24 protein-coding genes and 2 pseudogenes are annotated in these 25,893 nt (G+C 69.9%); 12 read left to right on the forward strand and 14 right to left on the reverse strand.

Annotated elements, in window-relative coordinates:
- Positions 1-121: 121 nt before the first annotated feature.
- Positions 122-2,722: a bifunctional FO biosynthesis protein CofGH gene (locus V8688_RS09640; RefSeq protein WP_342800647.1), complete on the reverse strand. Its 2,601-nt coding sequence runs from the start codon at positions 2,720-2,722 to the stop codon at positions 122-124.
- Between the two features lie 148 nt (positions 2,723-2,870).
- Here V8688_RS09640 and V8688_RS09645 point away from each other — a divergent pair, with 148 nt between their 5' ends.
- The 3 genes from V8688_RS09645 to V8688_RS09655 all read left to right on the forward strand — a co-directional run bounded on the left by V8688_RS09645 (position 2,871) and on the right by V8688_RS09655 (position 5,490).
- Positions 2,871-3,371: a PH domain-containing protein gene (locus V8688_RS09645; RefSeq protein WP_342800648.1), complete on the forward strand. Its 501-nt coding sequence runs from the start codon at positions 2,871-2,873 to the stop codon at positions 3,369-3,371.
- Between the two features lie 47 nt (positions 3,372-3,418).
- Positions 3,419-4,999: a PH domain-containing protein gene (locus V8688_RS09650; RefSeq protein WP_342800658.1), complete on the forward strand. Its 1,581-nt coding sequence runs from the start codon at positions 3,419-3,421 to the stop codon at positions 4,997-4,999.
- A gap of 113 nt (positions 5,000-5,112) precedes the next feature.
- Positions 5,113-5,490 (forward strand): DUF1622 domain-containing protein, encoded by a 378-nt coding sequence (locus V8688_RS09655; protein ID WP_316575961.1) that lies wholly within the window; start codon positions 5,113-5,115, stop codon positions 5,488-5,490.
- Here the strand turns inward: V8688_RS09655 and V8688_RS09660 are convergent.
- On the reverse strand, positions 5,487-7,010 hold the full coding sequence (locus V8688_RS09660) for an MFS transporter (protein WP_342800649.1): 1,524 nt from the start codon (positions 7,008-7,010) through the stop codon (positions 5,487-5,489). The two genes, V8688_RS09655 and V8688_RS09660, sit on opposite strands and share 4 nt — an antisense overlap.
- 175 nt (positions 7,011-7,185) lie before the next feature.
- Here V8688_RS09660 and V8688_RS09665 point away from each other — a divergent pair, with 175 nt between their 5' ends.
- The gene (locus tag V8688_RS09665) at positions 7,186-7,929 is read left to right on the forward strand and encodes a TetR/AcrR family transcriptional regulator (RefSeq protein WP_342800650.1); all 744 of its coding nucleotides are present in this window, start codon (positions 7,186-7,188) and stop codon (positions 7,927-7,929) included.
- 4 nt (positions 7,930-7,933) lie between these two features.
- Here V8688_RS09665 and V8688_RS09670 read toward each other — a convergent pair whose 3' ends face one another.
- From V8688_RS09670 to typA, 5 genes are all read right to left on the reverse strand, one after another.
- The gene (locus tag V8688_RS09670; RefSeq protein WP_342800651.1) at positions 7,934-8,374 is read right to left on the reverse strand and encodes a hypothetical protein; all 441 of its coding nucleotides are present in this window, start codon (positions 8,372-8,374) and stop codon (positions 7,934-7,936) included.
- 10 nt (positions 8,375-8,384) lie between these two features.
- Positions 8,385-9,806, reverse strand: a complete 1,422-nt coding sequence (locus V8688_RS09675; protein WP_316575963.1) for an amino acid permease — start codon at positions 9,804-9,806, stop codon at positions 8,385-8,387.
- Between the two features lie 97 nt (positions 9,807-9,903).
- On the reverse strand, positions 9,904-10,797 hold the full coding sequence (gene mshB, locus V8688_RS09680; protein ID WP_308248570.1) for an N-acetyl-1-D-myo-inositol-2-amino-2-deoxy-alpha-D-glucopyranoside deacetylase: 894 nt from the start codon (positions 10,795-10,797) through the stop codon (positions 9,904-9,906).
- On the reverse strand, positions 10,794-12,521 hold the full coding sequence (locus V8688_RS09685; protein ID WP_218719959.1) for an ABC transporter family substrate-binding protein: 1,728 nt from the start codon (positions 12,519-12,521) through the stop codon (positions 10,794-10,796). Before V8688_RS09685 ends, mshB begins: the two co-directional genes overlap by 4 nt.
- A gap of 143 nt (positions 12,522-12,664) precedes the next feature.
- The gene (gene typA / locus V8688_RS09690; protein ID WP_218719865.1) at positions 12,665-14,569 is read right to left on the reverse strand and encodes a translational GTPase TypA; all 1,905 of its coding nucleotides are present in this window, start codon (positions 14,567-14,569) and stop codon (positions 12,665-12,667) included.
- A 124-nt stretch (positions 14,570-14,693) separates the two neighbouring features.
- Between typA and V8688_RS09695 the strand changes: the two genes are divergently transcribed.
- Positions 14,694-14,870: a hypothetical protein gene (locus V8688_RS09695; RefSeq protein ID WP_167456179.1), complete on the forward strand. Its 177-nt coding sequence runs from the start codon at positions 14,694-14,696 to the stop codon at positions 14,868-14,870.
- Between the two features lie 54 nt (positions 14,871-14,924).
- Complete coding sequence (locus tag V8688_RS09700) at positions 14,925-15,224, forward strand: 4a-hydroxytetrahydrobiopterin dehydratase (RefSeq protein WP_342800652.1); 300 nt, start codon at positions 14,925-14,927, stop codon at positions 15,222-15,224.
- A 4-nt stretch (positions 15,225-15,228) separates the two neighbouring features.
- Here the strand turns inward: V8688_RS09700 and V8688_RS09705 are convergent.
- Positions 15,229-16,461 (reverse strand): annotated as a pseudogene (locus tag V8688_RS09705) (mannosyltransferase); the annotation flags it as partial.
- 350 nt (positions 16,462-16,811) lie between these two features.
- Between V8688_RS09705 and V8688_RS09710 the strand changes: the two are divergent.
- On the forward strand, positions 16,812-17,531 hold the full coding sequence (locus tag V8688_RS09710) for a hypothetical protein (RefSeq protein WP_255588181.1): 720 nt from the start codon (positions 16,812-16,814) through the stop codon (positions 17,529-17,531).
- A gap of 102 nt (positions 17,532-17,633) precedes the next feature.
- Entirely contained in the window at positions 17,634-17,993 is a 360-nt protein-coding gene (locus tag V8688_RS09715) for a hypothetical protein (RefSeq protein WP_218719862.1), read from the forward strand.
- Position 17,994: 1 nt separating this feature from the next.
- On the opposite strand, the gene V8688_RS09720 is transcribed toward V8688_RS09715, so the two are convergent.
- The 3 genes from V8688_RS09720 to V8688_RS09730 form a co-directional block, all read right to left on the reverse strand.
- The gene (locus tag V8688_RS09720; RefSeq protein WP_218719861.1) at positions 17,995-18,714 is read right to left on the reverse strand and encodes a DUF1906 domain-containing protein; all 720 of its coding nucleotides are present in this window, start codon (positions 18,712-18,714) and stop codon (positions 17,995-17,997) included.
- A gap of 161 nt (positions 18,715-18,875) precedes the next feature.
- The gene (locus tag V8688_RS09725) at positions 18,876-20,024 is read right to left on the reverse strand and encodes a hypothetical protein (RefSeq protein ID WP_342800653.1); all 1,149 of its coding nucleotides are present in this window, start codon (positions 20,022-20,024) and stop codon (positions 18,876-18,878) included.
- Positions 20,025-20,212: 188 nt separating this feature from the next.
- Positions 20,213-20,797: a CHAP domain-containing protein gene (locus V8688_RS09730; RefSeq protein ID WP_218719860.1), complete on the reverse strand. Its 585-nt coding sequence runs from the start codon at positions 20,795-20,797 to the stop codon at positions 20,213-20,215.
- A gap of 388 nt (positions 20,798-21,185) precedes the next feature.
- Here V8688_RS09730 and V8688_RS09735 point away from each other — a divergent pair, with 388 nt between their 5' ends.
- Both V8688_RS09735 and V8688_RS09740 read left to right on the forward strand, forming a co-directional pair.
- Entirely contained in the window at positions 21,186-21,959 is a 774-nt protein-coding gene (locus tag V8688_RS09735; RefSeq protein WP_342800654.1) for a helix-turn-helix domain-containing protein, read from the forward strand.
- A gap of 17 nt (positions 21,960-21,976) precedes the next feature.
- Entirely contained in the window at positions 21,977-22,708 is a 732-nt protein-coding gene (locus V8688_RS09740) for a helix-turn-helix domain-containing protein (RefSeq protein ID WP_342800655.1), read from the forward strand.
- A gap of 4 nt (positions 22,709-22,712) precedes the next feature.
- On the opposite strand, the gene V8688_RS09745 is transcribed toward V8688_RS09740, so the two are convergent.
- Positions 22,713-24,074, reverse strand: a complete 1,362-nt coding sequence (locus V8688_RS09745) for an MFS transporter (RefSeq protein ID WP_218719955.1) — start codon at positions 24,072-24,074, stop codon at positions 22,713-22,715.
- 136 nt (positions 24,075-24,210) lie between these two features.
- On the opposite strand from V8688_RS09745, the gene V8688_RS09750 reads away from it, so the two are divergent.
- Together V8688_RS09750 and V8688_RS09755 are read left to right on the forward strand one after the other, a co-directional pair.
- Complete coding sequence (locus tag V8688_RS09750; RefSeq protein ID WP_218719858.1) at positions 24,211-24,696, forward strand: MarR family winged helix-turn-helix transcriptional regulator; 486 nt, start codon at positions 24,211-24,213, stop codon at positions 24,694-24,696.
- Between the two features lie 19 nt (positions 24,697-24,715).
- Positions 24,716-25,039, forward strand: a complete 324-nt coding sequence (locus tag V8688_RS09755; RefSeq protein ID WP_218719857.1) for a hypothetical protein — start codon at positions 24,716-24,718, stop codon at positions 25,037-25,039.
- Between the two features lie 5 nt (positions 25,040-25,044).
- Here V8688_RS09755 and V8688_RS09760 read toward each other — a convergent pair whose 3' ends face one another.
- Both V8688_RS09760 and V8688_RS09765 read right to left on the reverse strand, forming a co-directional pair.
- Positions 25,045-25,332 carry a hypothetical protein gene (locus tag V8688_RS09760; RefSeq protein WP_218719856.1) on the reverse strand — a complete coding sequence of 96 codons (288 nt, stop codon included), beginning with the start codon at positions 25,330-25,332 and terminating at the stop codon, positions 25,045-25,047.
- A gap of 213 nt (positions 25,333-25,545) precedes the next feature.
- Positions 25,546-25,893, reverse strand: a pseudogene (locus V8688_RS09765) (DoxX family protein); the annotation flags it as partial.

Below are 25,893 nucleotides of genomic sequence, written 5' to 3' on the forward strand. Positions count from 1 at the left end.
ACTCCGCCACCGAAACCCTATCCCGAGACCGCACCTCAGTCCCAGGTCAGCCTGCCCTAACTCACACTCTCGATCAGCCGATCACTCTTTCCCTCCGGCGTATCGGGCCCTGGATTCGGGATCAGCCGATCGACAGCGGCAGCGCCACCGGCTTGGGTGGCACCTGTCCGTAGACGGTGGTGCGTTCGCGCACCGGCCGGTCGATGCCCGCGGCGATCTCGGTGAGTTCGGCCACAGTCTTGGCCGAGCCGTGCTGGGAGCCGGCCATCCGGGAGATGGTCTCCTCCATCAGGGTGCCGCCGAGGTCGTTGGCGCCGCCGGTGAGCATCACCTGGGTGCCGACGGTACCGAGCTTGACCCAGCTGGTCTGGATGTTGTCGATACGGCCGTGCAGCATGATCCGGGCCAGGGCGTGCACCGCGCGGTTGTCGCGGTTGGTCGGGCCCGGCCTGGCCGCGCCCGCCAGGTAGAGCGGGGCGCTCTGGTGCACGAACGGCAGCGGGACGAACTCGGTGAAGCCGCCGGTCTCGTCCTGGATGCCGCGCAGCACCCGCAGGTGCCCCACCCAGTGCTTCGGGTTGTCGACGTGGCCGTACATCATCGTCGAGCTGGACCGGATGCCCAGCTGGTGCGCGGTGGTGATCACCTCGATCCAGGCCGAGGTGGGCAGCTTGCCCTTGGTGAGGACCCAGCGCACCTCGTCGTCGAGGATCTCGGCCGCGGTGCCCGGAATCGAGTCGAGCCCGGCCTCTTTCAGCGCCGCGAGCCAGTCGCGGATGCTCTGGCCGCCGCGGGAGGCGCCGTTGACGATCTCCATCGGGCTGAACGCGTGCACGTGCATCGACGGGACGCGGGCCTTGATCGCGCGGACCAGATCGGCGTACCCGGTGACCGGCAGCTCGGGATCGATGCCGCCCTGCATGCAGATCTCGGTGGCCCCGTCGACGTGCGCTTCCCAGGCGCGGTCGGCGACCTCGTCGGTGCTCAGCGTGAACGCGTCGGCATCGCCCTTGCGCTGGGCGAACGCGCAGAACCGGCAGCCGGTGTAGCAGATGTTGGTGAAGTTGATGTTCCGGTTCACCACATAGGTGACGTCGTCGCCGTTGACCGTGCGGCGCAGCGAATCGGCCAGTGCGGCAATGGCGTCCATGTTCACGCCGTCGGCGGTGGCCAGCGCGAGATACTGATCGTCGGTCAGGCCGGCCGGATCCCGCTCGGCGGCGCGCAGGGCGGCCAGGACGTCGGAATCGAGCCGCTCGGGCGCGGTGACGGCCAGGTCGCGGGCGTGTTCGCGGATGGTCTCCCAGTCGCCGAAGGCGCCGACGACTTCCTGACCGAGGCCGGAATCGCTGCGGCTCTCGGTGTTTCGGCCCTCGGTGTCGATGGCGGTGTTCAGGTCGACGCGCCCGACCGAGTCCCACGATTCGTCCGGCTCCTGCCACGGCAGGCCGACCGGCAGCGCGTCGGGCCTGGCGAGCCCCGTCGCCGGGTCGGTGAGCGCGGCGACGTGCGCGCCGATGCGCGGATCGATCCACGGGTGCCCGGCACGCACGTATTTCGGGTGCGCGGAGGTGCGCTCCACCAGCGTGAAGCCGGCCGCCTCGGTGATCTCGCGCAGGGTGTCCAGGTTCGGCCACGGGCGTTCGGGATTCACGTGGTCGACCGTCGCCGGCGACACCCCGCCCCAGTCGTCGATGCCCGCGTCGATCAGGGCGCGGCAATCGCTGTGCGAGACCAGGTTCGGCGGCGCCTGTACCGGAACATCCGGTCCCAGCAGCAGTCTCGTGACCGCGACGGTGGCCAGGAACTCGGTGACATCGGCGTCGGGGACATCGCGCATGGCGGTGTCGTCCTTGGCCCGGAAGTTCTGCACGATCACTTCCTGGATGTGCCCGAACTCGCGGTGCTGCTTGCGAATCGCCATGATCGACTCGGCGCGCTCGGTGAGCGTCTCGCCGATGCCGACCAGGATGCCGGTGGTGTAGGGCACCGAGAGCCTGCCCGCGTCGGTGATCGAGCGCAGCCGCACGGCCGGGTCCTTGTCGGGACTGCCGTAGTGGCACTGCCCCTTCTCGGTGAACAGCCGCGTCGAAGTGGTCTCGAGCATCATCCCCATCGACTGCGCGACCGGCTTGAGCCGGGCGATCTCGGCCCAGCTCATCACGCCGGGGTTCAGATGCGGCAGCAGGCCGGTCTCCTCGAGCACCAGGATGGAGACGGCGCGCAGGTAGTCCAGGGTGGAGTCGTAGCCGCGCTCGTCGAGCCACTGCGCGGCCTCGGGCCAGCGGTCCTCGGGCCGGTCGCCCAGGGTGAACAGGGCTTCCTTGCAGCCGAGCGCGGCGCCCTCGCGGGCGATCGCGAGCACCTCGTCCGGTTCCAGGAACATGCCGTGGCCCTCGGCGCGCAGCTTGCCCGGCACCGTCACGAACGTGCAGTAGTGGCACTTGTCCCGGCACAACTTGGTGAGCGGGATGAAGACGTTGCGCGAATAGCTGATCGTGCGCGGCCTGCCCGCCGACTCCAGGCCGGCGTCGCGGACCCTGGCCGCGCTGGCGCACAGATCGGCGAGATCGTCGCCGGTCGCGTGCAGCAGGACGGTGGCCTCGTCGACATTGAGGGTGACACCGTCGCGTGCCCGGCGCAGCGCCCGGCGCATGGCGGCGGGACTCGGCGGCGGCAGGGGAACGCTCGGGTTCGGAAGCTCGGTCACCCCGTCGATCATGCGCTACTTCTTTCCCGAACGTGCGGTCGGCTGGTCACGAGCCCGGACGGGCACGAGTTTGTCGTCCTCGTCGCACGACAACCCTCCGCACGACCCCGCGTATTCCCGAGGGGGTGAACTCACCGGCCGCGCATGCAACCATGGCCTCATGTCGCTGCCGCGTTCCACCATTCTGGCCGAACCGGCCTGGCGTCCGAGTGCCAAGGCCAAGCTGCTGTGGGCGCTGGAGAACGCGATCGCGGTCGCGGTGCTGTGCGTGGTGCTCGTCGGGTGGGCGCTGCTCGACGCCGACCGGCGCGGGTGGCAGCTGGTCGCGGCCGTGCTCGTCGTCGCGTGCGCGGTGCTCGGGGTGGTCGTGGTGCCACTGTGGCGCTACGCGGTACATCGCTGGGAGGTCACCGACGAGGCCGTGTACACCCGGGTCGGGTGGCTGGACCAGGAGTCGCGGGTCGCGCCGATCTCGCGGGTGCAGACCGTCGACACCGAGCGCGGGCCGCTGGAGCGGATACTCGGGCTGGCCACCGTCACCGTGACCACGGCGTCCTCGGCGGGCGCGGTGAAGATCAGCGCGCTGGATCTCCCGGTCGCCGAACAGACCGTGGCCCGGCTGGCCGCCATCGCCGCCCAGCATCGCGGGGACGCCACGTGAGCACCCCGCCCGCGCCGCAGGCCGAGTGGCAGCGGCTCGACCCGCGCATGCTCATGGTCTATCCGATCAACGAGATCATGAAATACATTCCGGTGCTGCTCGGTTCGATCATCGTCGGCACCACCAGCGGCAATCCGCTCTGGAGCCTGATCCCGGTGACCCTGGTCGCGGGGTTCGGCGTCGCGCGCTGGTTCACCACCTCCTACCGCATCGACGCCGATCACGTGCAGCTGCGCAGCGGGATCGTGCAGCGCCGGACCCTGTCGGTGCCGCGCCCGCGGATCCGTTCGGTGGACGTGGAAGCGCCGCTGCTGCACCGCGCGCTCGGGCTGGCGGTGCTGGCGATCGGCACCGGCAAGCAGACCGACAAGGGCGAGGAGTTCAAGCTCGACGCGCTCGACACCAGCCGTATCCCCGCGCTGCGGGCCGAATTGCTCTCGCACACCGGGCAATTCCCCACCGACCAGCCGGAGTCACCGGGCGTCCCGCATGTCGCCCCGCACGACGCCGCCGCCGAATCGGGGGTCGAGATCGGGCACTGGCAGGCCGCGTGGGTGCGCTACGCGCCGCTGTCGCTGACCGGGCTGGCCGTCGTCGCGCCGATCGCGGGCCTCGGCGCGCAGTACGGGCTCATCGACATCCTGTCGGAATCACCCGCCGTGCAGCACCTCGACGACGACAGCCCGCCCATCGTCGCGATCGTCATCACCGGACTGACGCTGCTGTCGGTGGCGCTGGTGAGCCTGGCCGCCTGCGCCCAGTACCTCGCGACCTGGTTCGGGCTCAGGGTCATCGACAACGGCGCCACCCTGCACCTGCGCCACGGCCTGTTCACCACCCGCCAGATCACCCTGGACCTGGCCCGGTTCCGCGGCGCGACGCTCAATGATCCGCTGCTGCTGCGCGCCGCCAAGGCCGCGCAGCTGGAGATGATCATGACCGGGGAGAACCCACGACAGAAGATCCTGCCGCAGGCGCCGCGGACCGCGGTCGAACGCACCCTCGACGAACTGCTCCGCACCCGCCGCAAGCCCGACGGGCCGCTCGACGCCGACCCGGCACCACCGGATTCCGGTGCCGAGCCGTCCCGGCCCACGTCAGCCGCGTCGCCGTCGTCGACGAAACAGGCGGCACCGCAACCGATCACCGGCACCGCCCTGGGCACGATCGAGCTGATGCGGCACGGTCCGGCGGCGCGGCGGCGCCGCTACACCAAGGCGGCGTGGCCGGTCGGCGGGCTGGTCGTCGTGCTGCTCGCCGTCGCCCTGAGCTTCGGCCCGCTGCCGGGCTGGCTCTGGGGCCTGCCGGTGGTGTTCGCCGCGATCATGGCCGCGCTCGCCGAGGACCGCTACCGCAGCCTCGGCCATCGGGTGCTGCCCGGCAGCACCGGACCGACCTGGCTGATCACCCGGCGCGGCAGCCTCGACCGCAATCGCGACTGTCTGGAGGCACCGGGCATCATCGGCTGGACCATCCGCCGGACCTACTGGCAGCGACGGGCCGGGCTGGCGACCGTCGTCGCGGCGACCGCGGCGGGCAAGAAGGCCTACCTGGTGGACGACATCCCGTTCGACCAGGCCGTCGCCCTCATCGAGGCCGTCACGCCCGGGGTGCAGGGCAGCCGCTGACCGGCGCGGCGCTGCCGCCGACCCCGGGCGGCACCGAGTGTCGGCCCCCGCGCACGCCCGCGCGCGGCGTAGCGTTCCCTCTGGAGCCGTAGGGCGGACGGAGGGTGGTTGGTGTGGAGTTCACCGAGATCATCGAGACCGCGGGTCAGGCGCTCGACGGTGCCGGCGTGGCGGCGATCGTCATCGGCGGGCTCGTCGGGACCGTCAAGTTCCTCCGCGCGCTGGCCGGGCACACGGAGTTCGACCTCGCCTACCGGGTCTACCGGCGCGGCCTCGGCCGAGCCATCCTGCTCGGGCTGGAATTCCTGGTCGCCGCCGACATCATCCGAACCGTCGCCATCGCACCCACGTTCACCAGTGTCGGGGTCTTGGCGCTGATTGTGCTGGTCCGGACGTTCCTGAGCTATTCGCTGGAGCTCGAGCTCACCGGCCGGTGGCCGTGGCAGCAACCGCAACCCGCGGACGCGCCGACTCCGCGCCCGGTGACCTAGACGGCCGCCGCCTCGAGCTCCGGCTTCGGCTCCCCCGCATCGGCTTTCGCATCCCGCATCAGGAGGACGGCGAGCACGGCGGCGGCGACCGAGGCCAGCGCACCGACGCCGAAGGTGACCTGCATGGCGGTGCAGAAGGCATCGCGGGCCAGCCCGATGACGGTGCCGTCTCCGGTGCCGAGCGCGCCCGCGATCGACTCCTTGGCCACGGCGGGCGCCGAATCCGGCATGGCGCCGGCGAAGGTGCCCGCCAGCACCGCGCCGAGCACCGCGACACCCAGCGCCGCACCGGCCTGCTGAATGGTGTCGTTGAGGGCCGAGCCGACGCCGGCGTGGTCCTCGGGTACCGCGCTCATCAGCGCGCCGATCGCGGCGGGCATCGCCAGGCCGCCGCCGGCGCCGAGCAAGGCCATCGCGACGGCGGGCAGAATGAAGCTCGCCCCGGCGTCGAGGGTGGCCAGTACCGCGAAGCCCGCGGCGACGACGAACAGACCGGCGATGGTGACGATCCGCGCGCCCAGCTTCCCGACCAGCACCGCGCCGGTGCCGTTGGCCATCAGCAGGGTGACCGCCATCGGGGTGAAGGCCAGCGCGGTCCGCATCGGCGAGTAGTCGAGCACGAACTGCAGGTACTGGGTGAGCACCAGGACCAGACCGCCGTTGGCGAAGGTCACCAGGACCAGCGAGAAGCTGGAACCGGTGAAGGTGCGGTTGCCGAACAGCTGCAGCGGCACCATCGGTTCGTCGGTGCGCAGTTCGCGAATCACGAAGGCGCCCAGGGCCAGGACCGTGACGGCGAAGCCGACCAGCACGTCGCGATCGGTCCAGCCCGCGTGCGGCACCGAGATGATGGTCCACACCAGCGCGGTCATGCCGATGATCGAGGTCAGCATGCCGGGCAGGTCGGGCCTGCGCCACGGCCCCTTGGACTCGGGCATCAGCACCAGCGCGGCCACGATGGCGACCGCCGCGATCGGCACATTCATCACGAACACCGAACCCCACCAGAAATGATCGAGCAGCACGCCGCCGACGATCGGGCCGCCGACCATGCCGACCGTGGCCACCGCGCTCCACGCGCCGATCGCCTTGGGTCGTTCGTCGTCGTCGAAGACGGTGATCAGGATCGACAGCGTGCTTGGCATGATCAGCACACCGCCGATGCCCATCAGCGCCCGGCCCGCGATCAGCAGTTCGGCGCTGCCCGCGTAGGCGGCCAGCAGTGACGCGCCGCCGAAGAGGACCAGGCCGATCACCATCACCAGCTTGCGGCCGAACCGATCCGACAGGCTGCCCGAGGTGAGCAGCAGGCCGGCGAACACCAGCAGGTAGGCGTCGATGATCCACTGGATCTGCTGTGCGCTCGCGTCGAGATCGGTGGCGATCTGCGGGATGGCGACGGTGAGGACCATGTTGTCCACCACCAGCACCAGCGAGCTCAGGCACAGCACGATCAGGATCAGCCACCGGCGGGGGTTGCGGACCACCGGGTCCGCCGAAGGTGTTGCGAGCGTGTCCATTCTGCTCTCCTCTCGACTATCGCCGCACACTGTGCGGTCATGTCGAACACTGTACGATCACTGAACGTCGTACGCAACAGGAACGCCGTTCGAAATCCGTACAGTGTTCACAGCGAGCTATGCTGTGCGCACACGCGACGTGGAGACCGACACATCACCAGCACAGGAGGCAGCGATGGCCGCGGGCAGCACGAACTCGACCGAGATCGCATCGGTGTGGACCAGGCCGACCCGCGAACGCCGAGATCAGCCCGCGCTGAGCCGAGATCAGATCGTCGCCGAGGCGATCGCGCTGCTCGACGAAGAAGGCTTCGACGCGCTGAGCATGCGCAAGCTGGGCGCCCGGCTCGGCGCGGGCGCGACCTCGCTCTACACCCATGTCGCGAACAAGGACGAGCTACTCGAACTGGTCGTCGACCAGGTCATCGGAGAGGTCCCGTTCCCGGAGCCGGACCCGGCGAACTGGCGGGCCACGGTGCACGAACAGGCCGACGGCCTGCGCGCGACCCTGCTGGCCCACCCGTGGGTCACCATCGTGTTCGGCAACGCGGCGCTGACCTACCTCGGCCCCAACATGATGCGGCTGACCGACTCGATGCTGTCGCTCGTGGAGGCGGGCGGCTTCCCCGACGACGTCGTCGACGTCACCACCAACACGGCCTTCCGGTTCATCGTCGGCTCGTGCGCGAACGAGGCCGTGATGCTGACGACCATCGCCCGCAGCGGACTGCCGCCGCAGCAGTGGGTCGACCGGGTGATGGCGGCCAGCGCCGCCGCGTCGCAGCGGTACCCGCGCCTGCACCGGCGCTATGTCGCCCAGCGCGAGCAGGTCGTCGCCGAGGCGGCGGGCGGGAAGGTGAGTCAGTTCTCCGAGGCGATCGATCTGATCCTGGACGGCGCCGAGACCCGGCGCCACTGACGCCTCAGCTCCGGAACAGGCCCACGTTGGAGCGGTAGTAGAGGTAAGCGGCCGGCGCGAGCACCCCGCAGGCGAGCAGCAGCAGGGTGCGACCGTCGCTGCTGAGCAGCACGTCGCCGCCGGGACCCCGCGAGGCCGCCACCAGGAATCCGAAGACCCACACCACGATCGGCGCGAAGGCGAAACCGAGCCGGGAGGTCACCGATTCCATCCCGTAGACCAGCGCCACATTGATCGGGGCGGCCAGCAGCGCCGCCACCGGCAGCGCGACGGCACCGACGTAGAGCGGCAGGAACAGCACCTCGACGGCCAGCGTGATCAGCGCGTCGACGAGCAGCAGCACCACGATCAACCCCGAGATCACCGGGTCGAACCGGGCGGGCAGACGCACCGACCGCAGCACGGCGGTCGACGTGCCTGCGGGCTGAGCGGAGTCGGTCACCATGGGGGCGAGTCTATTCGGCCGAACCGGTCGACCGGGCCGCCCGCACGCGTGGCCCGGCGATGCGCCAGCCGATCAGCAACGCGGGCACGATGAGCACCAGGCTCGCCACCGTCCAGGTGCCCACCGGCCGGTCGATCGCCATCAGGACCAGCACGGTGAACAGGAACGCCAACGTCAGCAGGCCGGTGTAGGGCGCGCCCATCATCCGGAACGCGGGGCGCTCGATCCGGCCCTGTCGCCACAGCCGCCACATCTGCAACTGACACAGCACGATGGTGCCCCAGGAGGCCAGGATGCCCAGCGAGGCCAGGTTCAGCACGATCTCGAACGCCTGATCGGGGACGACGCCGTTGAGCACCACGCCGAGCAGGGCGATGCCGAAGGTGAGCAGGATTCCGCCGTAGGGCACGCCGTGGCTGCTCATCACGGCCGTGAACCGGGGCGCGCTGCCGCGCACCGACATCGAGCGCAGGATTCGGCCGGTCGAGTACAGCCCGGCGTTGAGGCTGGAGAAGGCGGCGGTGAGCACCACGATGTTCATCAGCGAACCGATTCCCGGCACGCCGAGCGCGGCGAAGAAGGTGACGAACGGGCTCTCGCCCGCGTGATAGGCGGTGTAGGGCAACAGGAGTCCGAGCAGCAGCAGCGACCCCACGTAGAACACCGCGATCCGCAGGATCACCGAATTGATCGCCCGCGGCATCAGCTTCTCGGCGTCCTTGGTCTCTCCCGCCGCCGTGCCGACCAGCTCGACGGCCGCGTAGGCGAACACGACCCCCGAGGTGACGGTGACCAGCGGCAGGATGCCGGTCGGGAACAGCCCGCCGTACTCGGCGATCATCGGCGGCCCGGTCGGCTCGCCGCGGACGGTGAACCGGCCGAGCAGGAACACCGTGCCGACGACCAGGAACGCGCACAACGCCGTCACCTTCACCAGCGCCGCCCAGAACTCCATCTCCCCGAAGGCCTTGACGCTCACCAGGTTCACGATGAGCACGATCACCAGCGCGATCAGCGCCAGCAGCCACTGCGGCACCACCGTCAGCGGCGACCAGTAGTGGAAGTACAACGCGATCGCGGTGGAGTCGGCGATGCCGGTCATCGACCAGTTCAGGAAGTACATCCAGCCGGCCACGAAAGCCGCCTTCTCCCCGAGGAATTCGCGGGCATAGGAGACGAAGGAGCCCGAGGTCGGCCGGTGCAGCACCAATTCGCCCAGCGCCCGCAGGATGAAGAACACGAACACACCGCAGACGGCGTAGACGATCCACAGCGACGGCCCCGCACTGGCCAGCCTGCCACCGGAACTCAGGAACAACCCGGTCCCGATCGCGCCGCCGATGGCGATCATCATCAGCTGCCGTTTGCCCAGGGACTTGTGGTAACCCGCATCCTCGTCTTCGAGTTCCGGCCGATCACCCACTACGGTCATGACGCCACCCCTTGTGCTGAGAACACCCGGATACGCGGACATCGGAAACCTACCGGTCGACCCACCCGGCAGGCACGGCAACCCCGTGGCTAGCGACTCAGTCGAGGCCGGCGAACAGGTCGTGCTCGAAGCCGTCGGCGCCCACCTGGCCGCGCGTACCGCGCACGAGCGTGAAGTGTTCCTCCGGCAGCACCGGCAACGCGATGTTGTTGGACAGGGCGAACTCCCGGCCACTGGGCGCGACGGTCACCTGGGTGGCGTGCGCGCGCATCGCGGCGCGCTTGGCCGAGACGGCGTCGGAGACGTCGACCACGGTGGTCACGCCCGTCGTCGACATGGCGGCCAGCTCGGCCTCCACCGGCAACCGCCAACCGGCGGGCAGCGCGCCGGGCAACTCGTCGACGGTGCGGCGGGCCAGCGCGGCGGTGTGCTGGCGCAGCAGGTCGCCGTCGGTGACGGTCCAGTAGAACTTGGGCACGTCCCAGCCCCGCTCGGCCGCCGCCGCGACGGCCGCGGTGGTGATCTCGTGCGCGCGGATGTGGTCGGGGTGGCCGTAGCCGCCGCGCGGATCGTAGGTCACCACGACCTTCGGCTTCAGCTCCAGCAGCACCTCGACGAGCGCCTCGACCGCGGCGTCGCCGGAGTTCACGAAGGCCCGTGGATGCGCGGCCGACGGCGTGCCCGCCATGCCGGAATCGCGCCAGCGGCCCGCGCCGCCGAGGAACCACGGCGCGCCCGCGTCCAGCGCGTCCAGCGCCGCGGTGAGTTCGGCGATGCGGTAGCCGCCGAGCTGGTCGGCCTCGGCGGCGATCAGGCCCGCCCAGCGCGCACCGATGACCTCGCCCTCCTCGCCGAGGGTGCAGGTCACCACCGTCACCGGACGGCCGCGCTTGCGATAGTGCGCGATCGTGCCACCGGTGGTGAGGGTTTCGTCGTCGGGGTGGGCGTGCACCAGCAGCAGGCCGCCGGTCTCGCGGGTCGAATGCGTCACGGGATCCTCCGCCATTGCGCCGTGTCTGCGAAGATGCCGACCTGGATCGCACCGGCCAGCGAGACGCCGTCCACCCGCGGGCCCGCCGCGGCGACGACGTTGTCCTGCACGATCGGCAGCACCGTCGACAGTTCCCACAGCTTGGGCTCTGCCTCGGCCAGCACGCGCGGCACCTCGACGCCGCGCAACGCCTCGTCGATCGAGGGTTGCAGGGTCGGGTCGCACACGCCGCCGATGTTGCTGGGCGCCTTGCGGTAGGCCTCAGCCGCCGCCAGCGCCTTGCTGTCGGCGCCGGGAAGCTCCGGCGGGGCGCAACCGTAGCGCGAGGCCAGCACCGTCGCGGGGTCGTCCCCGGCCAGCTCCCAGCCGACGATGGCGTCGATCGCGGATTCGGTGAGGTCCTTGCCGTACAGCTCGTCGGCGGGCACGCCGCGCACGGTGGCATCGATGCCCGCGCTGCGCAATTGGTCGGCGGCGGTATTGGCCACGGCCAGCGCGGCCGCGTCCTCGTTGACGGCGCCGATCCGCACCGACAGACCCTTGCCGTTGCGCGCCACCGAGCGCGGGCGCGGCGCGGGCGAGGTCGGCGAGCCGGTCTGCGGCGTCTCCGGCGCGCGGCCGAAACCGGCCTCGGCCAGCAGCGCGAACGCTTCCTCGGTGCTCAGCCGGGGCGGCGCGGTCGGGACGTAGCCGGGACTCGACGGCGGGAGCACCTGGGCGCGTGCGGGTTCCACCCAGCCGCCGGTCTGCGCGCCGACGGTGGCCAGCAGCGCGGGATCGAGCAGCGCGAGCACCGCCTTGCGCACGCGCACGTCGGTGAGGTCACCCGAGCGGCCGTTGAGCGCCAGTTGCAGCTCGCGGGCCTGCGGCATGATCGTGGTCCGCACCGACGGGATCGCGGCGAGCTGGGCCTGGGTCGCGACGCCGCCGTGCACCAGCGCCATCTGCGCGTCGCCGGTGCGCAGCGACTCGGCCAGCTGCGAAGGCGTACCGCCGCGGCGGAACAGGATCTGGTCCGGCGCGGCCGGGGTGCCCCAGAAGCGGTCGTTGCGCTCGAGCAGGATCTCGTCGCGCCCGCGGTCGACCGACTTGATCGTGAAATTGCCGCCCGAGACCGGAATCCGGTCGACCAGACCGCTGGTGAACCCGCCCGGCGAGTCCTTCACCAGGTGCGAGGGCAGCAGGTTCGAGAACAGTTCGCGCCAGGCCGGATACGGCTGGGTCAACGTCACGGTGACCGTCTTGCCGCCCCCGGACGACGCCACGTCCGAGATCAGCCGGTAGCCGGCCGGGTCGACCACGCCGGGCTGGGTCGTCATCTGCTGCCACAGGAACCGGAAGTCCTCGGCCGCGATCGGGGCGCCGTCGGACCAGTTGGCCTGGTTGCGCAGCGTGTAGGTGATCGTGAACGGCTCCTGCGCGGTGACATCGGCCGACTCGATGAGCGAGGCGTCGGGCACCCAGTCGACCACGGCCGGATGCGCCTGCGCCGCCACCGGCCGGAACGGGCTCGGCAGCACCATCGAACTCACCGCGTTGGTGGCGGGCGACTGATCCGAGCGCAGATGCGGATTGAACCCGATGCCGATGTCGTCGATCGCGACCACGACCGTGTTCTTCCCCGGCTTGGCCTGGGTGGTCTTGGGCGAATCGGTGCTCTCGATCGGCGGCGGTGGATTCGCGGTGCAACCGGCGAGGACCGCCGTCGAGGCCGTCATCACCATCACCGCCACGCGCCACCTCGCGCGTCTGACCCCCGAACTCACTCTGGCACCCTACCTCGCCCATCTGTCCGGATCACGGCACCGGTCTCTGCGGAAACGACAGTGGGACGGTACCGAAGTACCGTCCCACTGTCAGAACCTGATCAGGAGTTGCTCACCGCGCGGTCGCGGGCCTTGCGGCGCGACAGGTCGCGAGCGCGCTCGTTGGCGCCGAGCACCACCTTGCGCACGCGGACGACCTCGGGGGTGACCTCCACGCACTCGTCGCCGGCGCAGAACTCCATCGCCAGCTCCAGGTCGAGCTGCAACGGCTTGGCCATGGTCTCGAACGTGTCCGCGGTCGCGCTGCGCATGTTGGTCAGCTTCTTCTCGCGGGTGACGTTGATGTCGAGATCCTCGGCACGCGGGTTGATGCCGACGACCATGCCCTCGTAGGTGTCCGAGCCCGGCTCGACGAAGAACTGACCACGGTCGGCCAGCTGGATCATCGCGAACGGGGTGACGGTGCCCGCGCGGTCCGACACCAGCGAACCGGTGTGGCGGGCGCGGATCTCACCGGCCCACGGCGCGTAGCCGTGGGAGACGGCGTTGGCGATGCCGGTGCCGCGGGTCTCGGTGAGGAACACGGTCCGGAAGCCGATGAGGCCACGCGACGGGACGATGAACTCCATGCGCACCCAGCCGGCGGCGTGGTTGCTCATCTGCACCATCTTGCCCTTGCGGGCGGCCAGCAGCTGGGTGATGGCGCCCAGGTACTCGTCGGGGCAGTCGATGGTCAGCTCTTCGAACGGCTCGTGCACCTTGCCGTCGACGGTCTTGGTGACCACCTGCGGCTTGCCGACGGTCAGCTCGAAGCCCTCGCGGCGCATCTGCTCGACCAGGATGGCCAGCGCCAGCTCACCACGGCCCTGCACCTCCCAGGCGTCGGGACGGCCGATGTCGAGCACGCGCAGCGACACGTTGCCGATCAGTTCCTGGTCCAGGCGCGACTTCACCATGCGGGCGGTCAGCTTGTGGCCCTGCACCCGGCCGACCAGCGGCGAGGTGTTGGTGCCGATGACCACCGAGATGGCGGGCTCGTCGACGGAGATACGCGGCAGCGCGACCGGGTTCTCGGTGTCGGCGAGGGTGTCGCCGATCATGATGTCCGGGATACCGGCGATCGCGACGATGTCACCGGCGACGGCGACCTCGCCCGGCTGACGCTCGACACCGATGGTCTGCAGCAGCTCGGTGATCTTGACCTGCTTGGCGCCCTCGGCGTTGATCCAGGTGACGTTCTGACCCTTGCGCAGCTCACCGTTGTGCACGCGAACCAGGGCGAGACGGCCGAGGAAGGCCGAGGCGTCGAGGTTGGTGACGTGGGCCTGCAGCGGCGCCTCCGGGTTGCCCTTGGGCGCCGGGATGTTCTCCATGAGCACATCGAACAGGGCGTCGAGGTTCTCGGCGTCGGGCGCCGAGCCGTTCTCGGGACGCTCCTTGGAGGCCTTGCCCTCGCGGCCGGAGGCGTACAGGACCGGCAGGTCCAGCGCCAGCTCGGCGGCTTCGGCGGCCTCGTCGTCGAGGTCGGAGGCCAGGTCGAGCAGCAGGTCGTGCGACTCCTCGACGACCTCCTCGATCCGGGCGTCGGGACGGTCGGTCTTGTTGACGACCAGGATCACCGGCAGCTTGGCCGCGAGCGCCTTGCGCAGCACGAACCGGGTCTGCGGCAGCGGGCCCTCGGACGCGTCGACGAGCAGCACGACACCGTCGACCATGGACAGGCCGCGCTCGACCTCACCGCCGAAGTCGGCGTGGCCGGGGGTGTCGATCACGTTGATGACGGTGACGGAGCCGTCGGGGTGATGGCGGTGGACCGCCGTGTTCTTGGCGAGAATGGTGATGCCCTTCTCGCGCTCCAGATCTCCGGAGTCCATGACCCGGTCGACCAGTTCGGCTCGCTCAGCGAACGCGCCCGACTGACGAAGCATGGCGTCGACCAGCGTCGTCTTGCCGTGGTCGACGTGGGCCACGATGGCGACGTTGCGAAAATCGCGTGTAGACGACACGCCTCAATCCTCCTGCTGTTGGTGTATTGGCGCGCATTCATCTGGCATCGCGGCCTGTTACACCCTACCGGTACCGGAGTGGCACGCACGTGTCAGGCTTTGTACTTAGGGTACGCTAACCCTCATGGGCAAGGTGAAGGCGAAGAAGGTGTCGAGCCTGAAGCCGAAGAAAAAGTGCTGCAGAAAGAAGACGCGCTGCTTCAAATGCCCCGTCGTCATCATGCGCATGAAGAAGGCCGAGGCCGCCGGAGTGTGCGGTAAAGATCTCAAAAAGGCGCTCAAACACGCGCGTGCGGCCTGAGGCGGATGACCACGGGCGATGCGTGCCGCCCGAAGCAGGCGTAGAACTGCAGGTATGGGTACTCCGAAACCGGCGTTGCTCTCCGATCCCGAGATCACCATCGCCCTGGCCACCCTCCCGGAGTGGTCACGCGACGGCGACGCGATCACCCGCACGGTGCAGGCGGAGTCGTTTCCGGCCGGCATCGAACTGGTCCGCAAGGTCGCCACGGCGGCCGAGGCGGCCGATCATCATCCCGACATCGATATCCGATGGCGCACACTGCGATTCACCCTGAGTACACACTCGGCCGGCGGCCTCACCGCCAACGACACGGCCATGGCGCACACCATCGACAACCTCGTCGGCGGCTGAAACCTCAGCTCGCGGCGGGCACTTCGGCCCGGCGACCCAGCCCACGCGCCTGCGCGCGCAGGGTGTCGCGGCCGTGCCAGATCAGCCAGCCGAGCAGCACGAACACCCCGATCACGTCGACCGCGCCGAGCCAGGCCAGCGGCCACGGCCGGGGGATCGTCCAGATGGTCGGCTGCGCGAACGACAGCACCCAGGGCACGCCGATCAGCATCGTCAGCACCCAGAATCCGGCGATGATCCGCGCGACGCGCTGCTCCCGCAGCGGGCCGTAGAGCAGCCACAGCACCGTCGGGATCAGCCAGACCCAGTGGTGCGACCAGGAGATCGGCGAGATCATCAGGCCGAACAGCTGCACCAGCACCAGGGTGCCGAGCCGGTCGTCGGGGCCCAGCGTGCGCCAGGCGAGGACCGCCAGCACCGCCGTGACCAGGACCGCGGCGAGCCACCACGGCCCGGACTGCACGTCGTAGCCGAGGATCCGGCTCAGCGCGCCGCGCAGCGACTGGTTCCACACCGACCCCACCGGCCCGATCCGGTCCGCATCCCCGAGCAGCGTGCCGAAGTACCGCTTCGCCTCGTGCGCGTTGATGAGAAAGCTCACAGCGACGGTCAGTCCGAAGGCAGCCGCCGACCACAGCACCGTCGCCCAGCGGCGGCGGGCCACGAAATACAGCCCGGTGATCGCGGGCGTCAGCTTGATGCCGGCGATCACGCCGACCAGCGTGCCCGAAATCCACCACCGCGCACTGCGCACCGCCAGCATCGCGCCGAACACCAGGAACACATTGACCTGGCCGTAGTCGATCGTCGTGCGCACCGGCTCCAGCCAGACGCCCAGCGCCGTCCAGCCGACCGCGGCCGTGATCCACCGCGTCCGCTTGGCCCGCTCCGCGCCGAGCAGCAGTTCGAAGCTGATCCGGATCACGCCGTAGAGCGCGGCGACGGTGGCCAGCATCCAGCCGACGGCGACCGCCGCGAACGGCAGATAGTGCAGCGGGAAGAAGACCAGCGCGGCGAACGGCGGATAGGTGAACGGCAGCGGGAAGTCCGGCGTCTTCTCCGCGTAGGTGAAGTCGTAGAGGCGATCGGTGAGCAGCGCGGCCGAGCCGTCCACATACACGTGCAGATCGACGACATTGAGGCCGTTCTTCGCGAACAGCATCCAGCCCAGCCTGGCGAGCACGGACAATCCGAGCAGCGCGAGAGCCCATCGGAGGTGTCGGTTCAATGCCAGGCTTTCGGTCGAGTGGGCGGCGTCGCGGTGCTTTCCTCACCTTAACCGGGCGACCACGGACAGCCGCGCGCACGGGTTCGCGCGAGGGCGCGCGACACCATCGGTAACATTTGCATCAACATCCCCAGCTGTAACACCAACGGGGGTTAGCGTCGATGAACACGGCCGCCGGTTCGCCGCCAGCGGCCGGGCGGCTGTACAACACGGCAGCGATGTCCTTAGAGTGACCCCGACATCGAAGGGCTCGATACCCCTCGCCCCATCGCAACACCGAGGTAAGGACGGCTGGACAAGTGCTTCGTAGCCGAGGATCGCGGATCGCAACGACCGCATTCGCCATTGCGGCAAGCGCCATGCTCGCCGCGCCGGCGTCGACCATCGCCGCTCCGGCACCTGCTCCGCAGGCCGCGCCGATCAGCGTTCCGATGGTGCCCGAGGGCGTCCCGGTCGACGCGCTGGCCGCCTTCGCCCCCGCCGTCGCGGGCCTGATCGCCGGCCCCGCCGACGTCGCCAGCCCGCAGACCGCGCTGCTCGATCAGGCGCGCGCCCTGCTGGCCACGCTGAACCTGCCGCCGGCCATCAAGTCCACGCTCGAGCGGATCATCACCTTCCTCGACGGCAGCGGCGGCGGTGGCCCGGAGATCCCGCAGGACGGCCCGGTCATCGCGCAGTTCCTGTACCCGACGATCGGCAAGGGCTGCATCGGCGACGGCGCCGACTCGGTCGGCACCGCGCTCGCGGTCGCGGGCCCGGCCCAGCTGCCCCCGCCCGGCGTCGCCGCCGGTCAGGCCGGTTTCGTGTTCACCGCGCTCGGCACCAAGGCGCCGACCGCCGAGCAGAACCCGCCGATGACGGTGCAGTGGCTCAACCTCGACACCCGCCAGTCCGCGATCCAGACGCTGACCGACGAGGCCAAGATCAACCCCGGCGGCCCGGCCACCCTCTCGGCCATCGCCAGCACCGGCCACGGTCGCGTCGTCGCCGTCGTCTCCGGCTCGCTGACCACGCAGGCCGAGGGCGCCGCCCCGCGCACCTGCACCTTCATGCCGACCCTGGGCTTCTTCACCGTCTAGGTCCGCGACGCACCGAGCCCGGTCCGTTCCCTCGGGAACCGGCCGGGCTCTGTCGTTGTCGGCGGGTTCCCGCGGGCATCGCGATGTGGTAGACCGAGAACCATGGCGACCACGCAAGGTTCATCCCGCGCCGCTCGGTCGATCCGCAGCAGGCGGTCCAGCCGCTCCATCCTGTCCTACCGATCCGAGGGTTCGATCCTGTCGATCGGCTCGGCCTATTCGATCCTGTCGATCGGCAGCGTCGGCTCGGTGCTCTCGATCGGCTCGGTCGGCTCGTTCGGGTCGGCGATCTCCTCGGGCTCGTTCGCGAGCCTGGGTTCGGCGCTGTCGGGTCTGTCGCGCTGGTCGCTGCTGTCGTGGCGCGGCGTGCTCGCCGAACCCGAAGGCCGGGCCGCGCTGCGGGTCATCCCCGACGACGAGCCGGATCTCCGGCTCGCGCCGACCTGCCACTGCCAGACCTAGCTCACCACTGGCCGTAGTCGGTGGCCAGCACCCGGTTCAGATCGACGCCGATGCCGTCGATATCGCGCTTGTCGATCTCGAACTGGTGCAGCTGGGCGGCCGGGTGCACATAGCCCTTCGGCGTGCCCCAATTGTGCTGCCAGAACCAGGAACCCAGCCCGGCGTCGAGCGCGCGGTCGATGGTGGGGGTGTTGGCGTAGATGCCGACGAGATCGGCGCCGAGCACCGACTGCCACCCTTCGATGTAGGGCGCGATCATCTCGTCGAACTCCTCCTCGGAGGGGTTGTCGTCGATCGAGGCGTAGATCGGCGCGGTGTCGGGACCACCGGCGGCGGTGTGCAATTCCCAGCCGCGCTCGGCGTGCTGCTTGCCCGCTTCCAGGCCGCCGCGCCAGTCGGCCGTCGGGCCCTTGCCGAACTGATAGTTCGACACGATCGACAACCCGGCCGCCCACAATTGCTCGACCTCGGCCGCCAGCAGCGGCTTGCCCGCCATCCACTCCGCGCCGGGCCTGCGGTCGGAGACGTAGCGGATCACGCCGATGTGCCCCGCGTCCCTGATCGCCTCGGCCGAGGGCACGCCCGCGGCGTAATCGACCAGGGTGCCGAAGGATTGGGCGGCCGCGGGTGCGGCGGAGGTGGCGGCCAGGCCGAGCCCGACCGTGGTCGCGGCGGCGGCGAAGCCGAAGAACTCCCGCCGGGTCACCGGAACAGAACGCATCGCAGAGCTCCTTCGCGCAACCCGACCTTCAACCGGCAGCGTGCCCGGCGCGCCTTCCCCGAATCCCGCGCGCCGGGAGCCTCGAACGTGCACTCATTTCACCACAACCACAGGGGAACCGCCAGAACCAAAGGTCACTTTCGTCCCAGCTGTCACACAGGTCAGGTGGCGCTGTCGATGGCCGCGCCCACGTCGATGGTGCGGCCCGACGGATCGGCCAGCTCGGTGCTGACCACGGCGACGACCTGTGCCATCACCTGCTTCTTGATCCCGGCCAGCCGGGCCAGGGTGGCCGCGCGCAGCCCCTTTGCGGTGAATTCCATCGAGATGTCCTCGAGCGCGGGCGGCGGCACGTCGATGACGATCTGCAGCGGCTCGGCGGCCCTGGCCGTGAGGACCAGCGGAATCTCCAGGTCGGCGCGGTAGTGATTGGCCTTGAGCACGTCGACGGTGATGTCGAGGCCGACGGGCAGCGTCATGTCGAACACCCGGGGATCGCCCGGGGCGCCCATCCCGCGGTCGATCACGCGCGCCTGCTCGATCGCGCCGCGCACGGTCACCGTGGCCGCGCCCCGCGGACCCTCCGAGAGCGGGCCGACCACGATCTCGCTGCCCGCCATCTGCGCGACCACGTCGTGCACGCGTTCCCTGGTGACGATGTGGGTGAAGAAGCGCAGGCCGAACTCGCGGAAGTCGATCCACTCGAAGACGGTGTCGTTGCGATGCGGCGAGCGGTAGCCGTCGAGGATGGCCTCGATGTCGAAGACCCGCTCGGAGCGGACCTTCGGGTCGCCGACGATGGCGTTCACCCGGTTCGCGACCTCGCGCTGCACCAGGCCCGCGATCGGGTCGAGCAGCATCTCCCAGGCGGTGTCGATGGCCTCGGCGCGCAGCGTGAAGCTCACGTCCTTGGCGGTCACGGGGACCACGTCGATCACCACCAGCAGCGGTTGCGCGGTGCGCGCGTGCAGCGTCAGCCCGATCTCGACGACGGCGGCCAGGCGCAGCTTGCGCCCGCCGAGTACCAGGTTCACCGCCAGGGTCAGTGGTATCCGGACACCGAAGGCCAGGGCGTCACCGGGATTGCGGGTGACCACGGGTGTCCCGAGGGCGCCCTCGGCGACGAAACCGGCGAGTCCGGCGGGGCCGAGGGAGAACGGACCGATCTTCACGCCGCGGCCGGTCATGCCCGCCACCGCGGCGGCGATGCGTTCCTCGGTCACCGCGTAGGTGACGAAGCGCTCGCCGAAATCGGCGTACTCGATCCACTTCGGGTCTCGTCGAGCCTGCTCGGTCACCTTCGCGCGCACATCGGACACCGTACGTGACGCAGGGAAACCCCCGGGTGATGGCACGACACCCCCGTCCTGCCGATGAGGGGGAAGCAGGACGGAGGGGTCGGCCGGGGCGCTGCCGGGCGCCACCGCTTCCATCGTACGGGTACCCGCGTGGTACCGCCGTCCAGCTTCATGGCAGTTGTCTTGAGCGACAATCGATTTCAGAAACGTCCATAACCGACCAGATCAGCGGTTTCGGCCGGTCGGATGGTGCGCACCCGTACCCCGCCCAGCTCGTTGCCGCCGATCGTGGTGATCGTGTCGCCCTCGGCCTTCAGCACGATGTTGGTGTGCTGGCCGAGCGGGCTGGCCGGGCCGTAGAGCACCACGTCGCCCGTGCGGGGCCGGTAGCCGACGTCACCGGGGGTGAACCGACCGACCTGCTGGTAGTACTCGGTCAGGGTGTAGACGCCGGGGATGCGCCAGGAGCCGGAATTCGGATTGGCCAGCGGTCTGCCCGCCGCGCGCATCGTCCAGCTGACGAAATCAGCGCACCAGGCCTCCTCGACGCCCTCGGCGTACTTCGTTCCGGCGCCGGGGCGGTCGTATTCGCGACGCAGCACGTCGACCAGGGCGATCTGCTGTTCGTCGAGGTGTTCGCTGTCGAGCGCGGGGAACTGCTCGCCCCAGTCGTGCTGCCACCACACCCATCCGACGACGACCACGGCCGTCACCGCGAGCAATCCCGAGATGCCGAGCGCCCAGCGCCCCCGGCGACCGGTACGTTCGGCTTGCACTAGCGTCATCGCCCCCCGCTTTCGATCTGTCTTCTGATCTCTAAGACGAACCGGAGACGGCCGCGGTTCCCGAAACGGGCCGCGAATATTGCGTGCTCCGGAGCGGGCCGGGTGGGAGACGATCACCGGGTGGACCCCTGCGCCACCCGGGTATCGGCTCGCTACCGCGCTCTCGGCGCGCATCCAGCGTGCGTGCCGTCCCCTCCGGCGACGTCCACGCACGGGGCGCGGACGTGGTTTCGAACACGTACCGCTCCGGAACACACAGTCTTGACCAGCGCGTACTCCGGCCTGGATCACCGTGCCGCGATGGACTGACAGCCGGGCGCTGTCCCGTCCGGCTGTGAGAATTTTTGCGAACGCTTTACTGTCGGTCAAGCTAGACGACTGTCCCAGTTTGTCCCAGTACGGCCAGAAAGGCGGGATCGCCCAGGTGGAGGACGCCCACGTCTCGATCGCCCGATATCTCCGCGAACGTCGCGAATCGTCGGGCCTGACCAGGGCGGCATTGAGCCAGGCCGCGGGCATCTCCCCCGCCCTGATCCAGAAGATCGAACAGGGCACCCGCACGCCGACCCTGGAGGCCCTCGCGGCGCTGTTCGACGCGCTCGACGTCCCCGAGCTGTTCCGCAGCCACATCATCATGATGTCGCTGTCGCATCGCTTCGACAGCCCGCTGCCCGCCAGCGCCCCCTCGGTCCCGGCGGCGGACCGGCTGCTGATCGACAGCCTGCCCTATCCGGCCAGCCTGCAGGAGTATCCGGCGTTCGACGTGCTGGCCGTGAACGAGGCGTGGCGCAAGCAGTTCCCCGGCCTGCTGCCGGGCATCACCGTGCTCGAGTGGATGCTGCTGCACCCGACGTCGCGCGCGGTGATCCACGACTGGGAGCGCCACATCCACCTGAGCGTCTACGCCTTCCGCCTGATGGGCCCCAGCTCGATGCCGCAGGCGCGAATCGACGAATTGATCGCGATCCTGTCCGCGGCGCCGGAATGGGAGTATTTCTGGACCACCGAGCCGCCGGGGCCGCACGCCCTCGACGACCCGGAAGTGACCGTGGTGCACGCCGAGACCGGCGAGCCGACCACCCTGGCCATGCACAATCTCGATTTCGCGCTGCCCCGGCGGAACTGGTCGATGATCACGTTCACGCCGAAGACGACCGACTAGCCGAAAGAGCACCCGACGTGGAGAACCCGCATCCGCCGATCGCTCGGTACCTGCGCGAACGCCGCGAATCGGCGGGACTGACCCGGGCGGCGCTCAGCGCCGTAGCCGGCATCTCGCCCGCGCTCATCCAGAAGATCGAACAGGGCACCCGGCCGCCGACGCTCGAGGCGCTGACCGTGCTGTTCGACGCGCTCACCGTCCCGGACGTGATGCGCGATCACCTGATCTCGCTGGCGATCGCCGCGCGCTACGAATCCGTGCCGCTGCCGCTGGTTCGACCGACCGACCTGGTCCTGCTCGACGGGATCACCCATCCGGCCAGCCTGCAGATGCACCCGACGTTCGACGTGGTGGCCACCAACGCCGCGTGGCGGCAGTGGTTCCCCGGCCTGGAGGCGGGCGCCTCGATGCTGGAGTGGATGCTGCTCGACCCGCGCGCCAGGACCGCGCTCGTCGACTGGGACACCCAGACGCACCTGTGCGTGTACGGGTTCCGGCTGATGGGGCCGGGCCTGGCCCCGCAGCAGCGGATCGATGAGATCGTCGAGACCTGCGCGCAGGCGCCCGAGTGGACGAAGTTCTGGACCAGCGACCCGGCCGGGGCGCACAGCCTCGACGGGCCGCGCATGTATCTGCGCGATCCGGCGACCGGCGCGACGACCGCGATGACCGTGCATTCGCTCGGCTCGTCGCTGGTGCCGCGCCGGGACTGGTCGCTGGTGGTCTACGCGCCGATCCCGGCGGACTGAGCCCTCAGTCGGCCTTGCGGATCGGGATGAGCGCGGTCAGCACGATCGCGACCGCCGCGCCCGCCATCGCGATGAAGAAGGCGGTGTGGAAACCCTCGCGCGAGGGCAGCACGTGCGGGCCGAGCTGCATGGTCATGTGCGCGAGCACCACGCTCATCACGGCCGCGGAGGTGGAGGTGCCGATCGAGCGCATGAGCGAGTTCAGGCCGTTGGCCGCGGCGGTCTCACTGATCGGCACCGCGCCCATGATCAGCGCGGGCATGGCGGCGTAGGCCAGGCCGACACCACCGGCGACGATCACCGCCGACAGCACGATCTGCCAGACGCTGTCCATCATCACCACCGCGCACAGGTAGCCGATACCGATCACCGCCGAGCCGAGGGCCAGCGTCAGCTTGGGGCCCTTCTTCGCCGACAGCCGCGCCGAGACCGGCGAGAGCAGCATCATGACCAGACCGGTCGGCGCCATCGCCAGACCGGCGACCACCATCGACAGGCCGAAGCCGTAGCCGGTCGCCTCGGGCGCCATCAGCAACTGCGGGAAGGTCAGCGACATGCCGTAGAGCGCGAAACCGACCGCGATCGAGGCCAGGTTGGTGAACAGCACCCGCGGTCGCGCCGAGACCCGCAGGTCGACCAGCGGCGCGGACTGACGCAGTTCGTAGACACCCCAGAGCAGGAAGCTCGCCAGCGAGACGGCGAACAGGATCAGGATGGAGGCGCTGGCCCAGCCCCAGTCGGCGCCCTTGGTGATGCCGATCAGCAGCGTCAGCAGCGCGATCGACAGGCCCACCGCACCGCCGAAGTCGAACCGCGACGGCGTGCGCACCGGCGATTCCGGCACGAAGACGAACACCAGCACCGCGCACACCGCGCCGAGTCCGGCGGCGGTCCAGAACAGCACGTGCCAGTTCGCGTTCTGCGCGATCACGGCCGCGAACGGCAGGCCGATCGCGCCGCCGACGCCGAGGGTCGCGCTCATCACGGCCATCGCGCCGCCGACCTTCTCGGCGGGCAGTTCGTCGCGCATGATGCTGATCCCCAGCGGGATCGCGCCCACCGCGGCGCCCTGCAGCGAGCGGCCGACGATCTCGGGCAGCAGCGAGGAGAAGCTCGCGCAGATCACCGAGCCGACGATCATGAAGCCGAGATTGACGACGAGCACCAGCCGCTTGCCGAACATGTCGCCGAGCTTGCCCGAGATGGGCGTGGAGACCGCGCCGGCCAGCAGCGTGGCGGTGACCACCCAGGAGGCGTTGGACGCCGAGGTGTTCAGCAGGCCGGGCAGCGACGGGATGATCGGGATGACGAGCGTCTGCATGAGCGAGACGACGACGCCGACAGTACTGAGCACAGCGATGAGCACGGCCGGCGTGACGCCGCGGGTTTCGGGAGAGGCCGGCGTGACGTCGGCCGCGGTAACAGACACATTATGCACCGTACACAGCATGTGTATAGTACACAATTTTGATTCGCGGTGATCCACGCGACATAGTTGGCATATGTCCGATTCCGGCCCCGCCGACGACACCCCGTTCACCCGCCTGGTGTTCGAGCTGAACCTGATCTCGCGCCACTTCCCCACCACGACGCGGCGCAGGCCCGGGTTCGCGCTGGACCGCTCCGCGTTCCTCATCCTCACCCGCCTGGACCTGGGCGAACCGCTGAGCCTGCGCGAACTGTCGGAAGCGTTCCAGCTGGACATCTCCACCATCAACCGCCAGGTCGGCGCGATGTTGAAGCAGAACCTGGTGGAGCGGGTGCCCGATCCGGACGGCGGCGTCGCCAGGAAGGTGCGCGCGACCGCCGAGGGCAAGGCCGCGCTGGCCGCCGATCAGAAGCACCGGGCCGCGGGCATCGGCGTCGTCGTCGCCGACTGGGATCCCGACGACGTGGCCGAATTGAGCAGGCTCATGCAGAAGTTCAACCACTCGGTCGAACGGATCGAGGAAAACCCGTGGCCCAGACCTCCGCGCGCGCACGACTGAGCGCGCTAAGCTCCGCCGCGTGGTCACTCAACGGTCTGCCCGCCCGAGCTGGCTCGCCTGGGACAACTACTTCGTCGGCGTCGGCGGATTGGTCCTCGGCCTGTGCTTCGGCACCTGCGCCGCGCTGATCGCCGGCCCCGGCCGCAATCTCGCGGCCGTCGTCCTGGTCGTCCTCGCCGCGATCTGCGTGCTGCCCGCGCTGCTGCGCGCCGTCGCCGAACTCAGCGTCTGGGTCCGGCTCGCCGTGCTCGTCATCGGCTTCGCGCTGCTGCTACCCGCGATCGCGCTCAGCCCCGACGTGCGGGACTGGGCGGCGGAACGCTGGGAACGGGCCTGGAAGTAACCGCCCTACAGCTGATTACGCGGGACGGCGAGCAGCATCTGGATCGCCTTCTGGATGAACTGCGCCGACTGCCAGGTCAGGTAGGCGCCGGCGGCGCCCGCGGCACCCGCGCTCGAGGACCCGGAGGCCGAGCCCGAGGCCAGATCCGCTGACCCGGTGGCCGATCCGGTCGCCGAGCCCGAGCCCGGCAGCGCCGACGCGGGCGCGGCGGGACCGAGCAGCCCGATCGTCATCGCGACGCCGACCACCGCGGCGCGCACTGCGTACTTGGACGTTTCACGACCGGACACCATCAGCTGAATCCCACTCTCCGAAAAGCACTGCGAACATGCAGTATTCACGCCGAATGCGCCCGCCAAACCCGATTCGCGTGGATTGCCCACTTCGCGCGGTTCTCGGCGTGCATTTTTCGGCGATACGGCCCGACCCGTGTTCATTCTCCGCCGGGTCGGGCACCGGTGACAGACCACGGATCTCGGGGCAGCCCCGGCACCGTGGTCCGGCCGTCAGTGGGTCGCGGCCCGGCGTTCCCGCGCCGCCTCCTCGAATCGCTCCGCCCGCTCACGCACGACGTCGGCCGCGTGCGCACCCCGGGTCAGGGCGACATCGAGCAGGTGCGCGCCGCGCTCCTTGGCGGCCTCGGCCAGCACCGGCCCCCGCTCCCTGGCCACCTCGGCCAGCTGCGTTCCCCGTTCCTTCGCAGCTTCGGCCAGCACCGGCCCCCGGTCCTTGGCGACCTCGGCCAGCTGCGCGCCGCGCTCCTTGGCGACCTCGGCCAGCACCGGGCCGCGTTCCTTGGCGACCTCGGCGAGCTGCACGCCGCGCTCGCGCGCCGCCTCCGCGATCTGCGGGCC

The sequence above is a fragment of the Nocardia sp. No.11 genome (genome assembly GCF_038752175.1).
Lineage (GTDB): Bacteria > Actinomycetota > Actinomycetes > Mycobacteriales > Mycobacteriaceae > Nocardia > Nocardia canadensis.

Coding starts and splice junctions, on each gene's coding strand:
- V8688_RS09750 (WP_218719858.1), top strand. CDS start 24,211: ATGTCCGATTCCGGCCCCGCCGACGACACCCCGTTCACCCGCCTGGTG.
- V8688_RS09700 (WP_342800652.1), top strand. CDS start 14,925: ATGGGTACTCCGAAACCGGCGTTGCTCTCCGATCCCGAGATCACCATC.
- V8688_RS09640 (WP_342800647.1), bottom strand. CDS start 2,722: ATGATCGACGGGGTGACCGAGCTTCCGAACCCGAGCGTTCCCCTGCCG.
- V8688_RS09650 (WP_342800658.1), top strand. CDS start 3,419: ATGCTCATGGTCTATCCGATCAACGAGATCATGAAATACATTCCGGTG.
- V8688_RS09715 (WP_218719862.1), top strand. CDS start 17,634: ATGGCGACCACGCAAGGTTCATCCCGCGCCGCTCGGTCGATCCGCAGC.
- V8688_RS09685 (WP_218719959.1), bottom strand. CDS start 12,521: ATGGTGATGACGGCCTCGACGGCGGTCCTCGCCGGTTGCACCGCGAAT.
- V8688_RS09670 (WP_342800651.1), bottom strand. CDS start 8,374: ATGGTGACCGACTCCGCTCAGCCCGCAGGCACGTCGACCGCCGTGCTG.
- V8688_RS09665 (WP_342800650.1), top strand. CDS start 7,186: ATGGCCGCGGGCAGCACGAACTCGACCGAGATCGCATCGGTGTGGACC.
- V8688_RS09720 (WP_218719861.1), bottom strand. CDS start 18,714: ATGCGTTCTGTTCCGGTGACCCGGCGGGAGTTCTTCGGCTTCGCCGCC.
- V8688_RS09660 (WP_342800649.1), bottom strand. CDS start 7,010: ATGGACACGCTCGCAACACCTTCGGCGGACCCGGTGGTCCGCAACCCC.
- V8688_RS09760 (WP_218719856.1), bottom strand. CDS start 25,332: ATGGTGTCCGGTCGTGAAACGTCCAAGTACGCAGTGCGCGCCGCGGTG.
- V8688_RS09675 (WP_316575963.1), bottom strand. CDS start 9,806: ATGACCGTAGTGGGTGATCGGCCGGAACTCGAAGACGAGGATGCGGGT.
- V8688_RS09710 (WP_255588181.1), top strand. CDS start 16,812: ATGCTCGCCGCGCCGGCGTCGACCATCGCCGCTCCGGCACCTGCTCCG.
- V8688_RS09695 (WP_167456179.1), top strand. CDS start 14,694: ATGGGCAAGGTGAAGGCGAAGAAGGTGTCGAGCCTGAAGCCGAAGAAA.
- V8688_RS09645 (WP_342800648.1), top strand. CDS start 2,871: ATGTCGCTGCCGCGTTCCACCATTCTGGCCGAACCGGCCTGGCGTCCG.
- V8688_RS09730 (WP_218719860.1), bottom strand. CDS start 20,797: ATGACGCTAGTGCAAGCCGAACGTACCGGTCGCCGGGGGCGCTGGGCG.